The organism is Delftia sp. ZNC0008, from assembly GCF_000799035.1.
Taxonomy (GTDB): Bacteria; Pseudomonadota; Gammaproteobacteria; order Burkholderiales; family Burkholderiaceae_C; genus Comamonas; species Comamonas tsuruhatensis.
Genome location: NZ_JTKZ01000080.1, coordinates 1 through 3,697, shown reverse-complemented (window position 1 = coordinate 3,697; position 3,697 = coordinate 1). Strand labels below are relative to the sequence as shown.

Genomic DNA, 3,697 nt, shown 5'->3' with positions numbered 1-3,697 from the left:
GCCGAGGTCTCGCGCCAGGCGGCCATGCGCTTTCGCGGCCAGGCCGTCTGAGGCCGGCGTTCAGCGCAGGCTCAAGGCAGCACCGCCGCCGCACGCGCGGCGGTGATCTGCGCGTCCGCGTCGCGCTGCAGCAGCAGGCGCTGGCGCACCAGGTCCTGGGCCGCCGCCGTGACGGCGCTCACGTAGCCGGCCTGGTCGACATACAGCTCCTCCAGTGACGGCCGCCCGTCACCGGCCGCCAGCCGCGCCGCGCGCGTCTTGTGGAAGGGGATGAAGCTGCCCGTGAGGTTGGACAGGTCCACGATGCCCGGCGTGGCCACGTAGTTGAACTCCATGCTGGTGCCCAGCGGTGCCCGCGCCTCCACGCTGCGGATGCCGGCGCGCGTGAGGCCGGTGGCCGCATCGACCTGGGGCACGAGGATGGCGTAGTCCTTGCCCGTGGCGCGCGGCGGCTGCAGCGTGGCGATGCCGCTTTCGTCCTGCGGCACGTATTGCGGGCCGAAGTCGAGCAGCGCAAAGCCGTTGTGGCGCGCCAGGTAGCGGAACTCGGGGATGGCGGTCTGCACGCCGCCCACGCTCCAGCCCAGGCCCTTCATGGCGGGAAAGACCAGCTTGTCGGGCCGCACCAGGGTGCCGTCGGCCAGCCTGGGCACCTGGCTGGCCGGCGGCTCGGTGCCGCGCACCACCCAGTCCTCCAGCGCGATGAACAGCGCGCGGAAGGTGTCGTTGAAGTGCACCACGGTGCCGGCCGGATAGACATTGCGCGTGGGCGCATAGCCGATGCTGGCCGTGCCGCCTGCGCCGCCGTGCTGCGTGCTGGCGTAGTAGTAGATGCGCGCATTGGCGGGCTGGGCGATGTCGCGCAGGCCGTTGGCATCGGTCAGCACGGGCGAGCCCTGCAGCTGCCAGAACTCCGTGCCCGACAGGCCCAGGAAGAACTTGGGGCAGGTGTTGCTGGCTTCGCAGCGCTTCATCACGCCGCCCTGGCGGCCGCTGACCTCATCGCTGTAGTCCTTGTCCAGGCCACGCGGCGCGGTCTGGCCGAAGGCCGTGTGGTCGGTGCGCAGGCCGCCCCCGCCGCCGGGCACGGCAAAGCGCGTGTTGATGTTGGTCTGGCGCGCGGCCACATGGGCATACATGCCGTCGAAGACCTTGCCGCCATCGAGCGCCTGGTTGAAGCCCAGGTGCAGGAAGGTCTTCATGGCATTGCCCGACTGCGAGGTGCCCTGGCCGATGGTGTGCGTGATGCGCCCGGCCAGCGGATTGGCCTTGCCGTCGGCATCGGCCGCCTTGGCGCGGAAGAAGCTCACCGTGTCGCGCAGCGCCGCCAGGCCCACGCCCATGACCTTGGGGTCCTTGGCCACGTAGACCAGCTCGTAGAGGTACTGCGGATCGAACCCGCCCTTCAGGCAGACATTGGTGGCGCTGGGTGTGCCGGGGAAGGGATTGGCGGCGGCATCGCAGCTGGCGAACTTCCAGTCGCCCGCAGGCACGGTCTGGCGCGCATCGGTTTCGTTGATGCGGCGCGTGAGCGAGTAGCCGGCCTGCGTGTTGTCCAGGCTGGCGGGCTCGTAGGGGGTCATGCTTCCATTGAACACGCCGCCGGGCAGGGTCATGGAGGGCACGGCGGCGGCCGGGACCAGTTCGGTGCGGTAGCTGCCCGTGATGCTGCTGCCGTCCTTGTTGCGGGCCACGGGCACGGTGACCGTCAGGCGCGCGGGCGTGGACTTGGGCACATCGCCCTGCCAGGCCGAGTACAGCAGCACATAGCCGCGCTCCAGGTAGACCGCATCGCCGGGCGTGGCCGTGGGGTTGGGCATGGTCAGGATGTTGCCGCGGTTGGGCGCGTCATAGCGCAGCACGCCGCTGGCCTTGGACATGTCCTTGGGCTTGAGCATGACGAAGTCGGTGCTGTACTCGACCATGCCGCGCGCATTGACGGGCGCCAGCGCCAGGTCCTGGATCACGGCGTTCTTCGGGTCGGCCGGGTTCAGCTCGCCGCGCAGCACGCCGGTGACTTTCTCGTAGGCGCCGACACTGCCGTAGCTGCCGGCAAAGTCCTCGGTGGCGCTGATGCTCAGCTGCATGCGCGGCGCCTGCGAACCGGCGGGCGAGTCACTGCCGCCGCAGGCGGTCAGCAGGCCGGATACGGCCAGGGCAAGGGCCAGGGGATGGGTGGATCTGATGTGCATGTTGTCTCCTTGGGGTCATGGCACAGGCAAGGCTGCGCCCTGGCCGCCGTGCATTGCGGCGGCCTAGGGCGGTTCGGAAAAAAAGGAACGGGAGAGCGGGGGAGCGGGAGAGCGGGGGAGCGGCCTACTCGGGCTGGATGCCGGCGGCCTTGATCACCTGGCCCCACTTCTGGGTCTCGGCGGCCTGGAAGGCGGCCAGTTCCTGCGGTGTGGCCGTCCAGCCCTGGGAGCCGGACATGTCGAAGAAGGACTTGGCGCCCGCGCTGTGCACGGCGTCGGACAGAAGGCGGTTCAGGCGGGCCACCACGGCCTCGGGCGTGCCGGCCGGCGCATAGGCGGCGAACCAGTAGCCCATGTCATAGCCCTTGACGCCGGCTTCCTCCAGCGTGGGCACCTCGGGCAGCTGCGGGCTGCGCTGGGTGGTGGAGTAGCCCAGGGCGCGCAGCTTGCCCGACTTGACCTGGGGCACGCCGGTGGAGGTGTCGGTGATCATCAGGTCGATCTGGCCGCCCAGCAGGTCGGTGATGGCCAGCGGATTGCTCTTGTAGGGCACGTGCATCAGGTCCACGCCGGCCAGCTGCTTGAGCATTTCACCGGCCACGCGGCTGGAGGAGCTGCCGCTGCCGAACGACAGATTGCCCGGCTGCTTCTTCGCCGCCGCCAGCAGGTCGCCCACGTTCCTGTACGGCGCATCGGCGCGCACCACCAGCACCTGGCCGCCCTTGCCCAGCCCGGCCACGGGCGCGAAGTCCTTGACCGCGTCATAGGGCAGCTTCTTGTACAGATGCTGGTTGGCCGCGTGCGTGGTGTTGGTGGTGATCAGCACCGTGTAGCCGTCGGCCGCCGAGCGCGCCACCTGCTGGGCCGCGATCATGCCGCTGGCGCCGCCCTTGTTCTCGACCACCACGGCCTGCTTGGTCGCCGTGGTCACGGCCTGGCCCAGCGCCCGTGCCAGCTGGTCGGTGGCGCTGCCGGCCGCAAACGGCACGACGAAGGTGATGGGCTTGGACGGATAGTCCTGGGCCAGCGCCGGTGCGGTGGCGGCTGCCAGCGCGCAGGCTGCCAGCGCGAGCGCATGGCGGCGGGGGAAGTTGTGCGAAAGGTTCATGTCTGTCTCCTTTGTTGTGATGAATGTGTGACGGGCGGGTCCTGCCGGCTACTCCGGCGCCAGGTGGGGCAGCAGCGAAGCCGGTATGTGGACCTGCATCTGCAGCAGCCAGTACGACAGCGCCTTGCCGTGGCTGTCGAGGTTGAGCGCGTCGTTGACGCCGCCGTCCAGCACCGCGTCCAGCACCCAGTTCATGGCCTGCAGGCGCTGCAGCACGAAGCGCTGCACGCGCGCAGGGCGCCGGGCGGCGAAGTGCGCGGCCACGCGCTCTTCGGTGATCTGCTCCACCAGCACGGGCCAGCAGGCGGCATTCCAGGCGATGAGGCTGATGTTGGAGCGGTTGCCCTTGTCCCCCGTGCGCCCGTGCGCCAGGCGGTACAACGGCACGGTGACGCGG

The 3,697-nt window shown here is 69.9% G+C and carries 3 protein-coding genes; all 3 read right to left on the bottom strand.

Features of this window, described 5'->3' with window-relative positions; translation table 11 throughout:
* Positions 1-71: 71 nt before the first annotated feature.
* Positions 72-2,192: an alpha/beta hydrolase domain-containing protein gene (locus L995_RS02855; protein ID WP_047468952.1), complete on the bottom strand. Its 2,121-nt coding sequence runs from the start codon at positions 2,190-2,192 to the stop codon at positions 72-74.
* 124 nt (positions 2,193-2,316) lie between these two features.
* Positions 2,317-3,300 carry a Bug family tripartite tricarboxylate transporter substrate binding protein gene (locus tag L995_RS02850; protein ID WP_047468948.1) on the bottom strand — a complete coding sequence of 328 codons (984 nt, stop codon included), beginning with the start codon at positions 3,298-3,300 and terminating at the stop codon, positions 2,317-2,319.
* A gap of 48 nt (positions 3,301-3,348) precedes the next feature.
* Positions 3,349-3,697: AtuA-related protein (locus L995_RS02845; protein ID WP_047468946.1), on the bottom strand; the 349-nt coding region annotated here is incomplete at its 5' end.

Bases quoted from the DNA above. Each gene is read 5' to 3' on its own strand.
- L995_RS02855 (WP_047468952.1), bottom strand. From the start codon at position 2,192: ATGCACATCAGATCCACCCATCCCCTGGCCCTTGCCCTGGCCGTATCC.
- L995_RS02850 (WP_047468948.1), bottom strand. From the start codon at position 3,300: ATGAACCTTTCGCACAACTTCCCCCGCCGCCATGCGCTCGCGCTGGCA.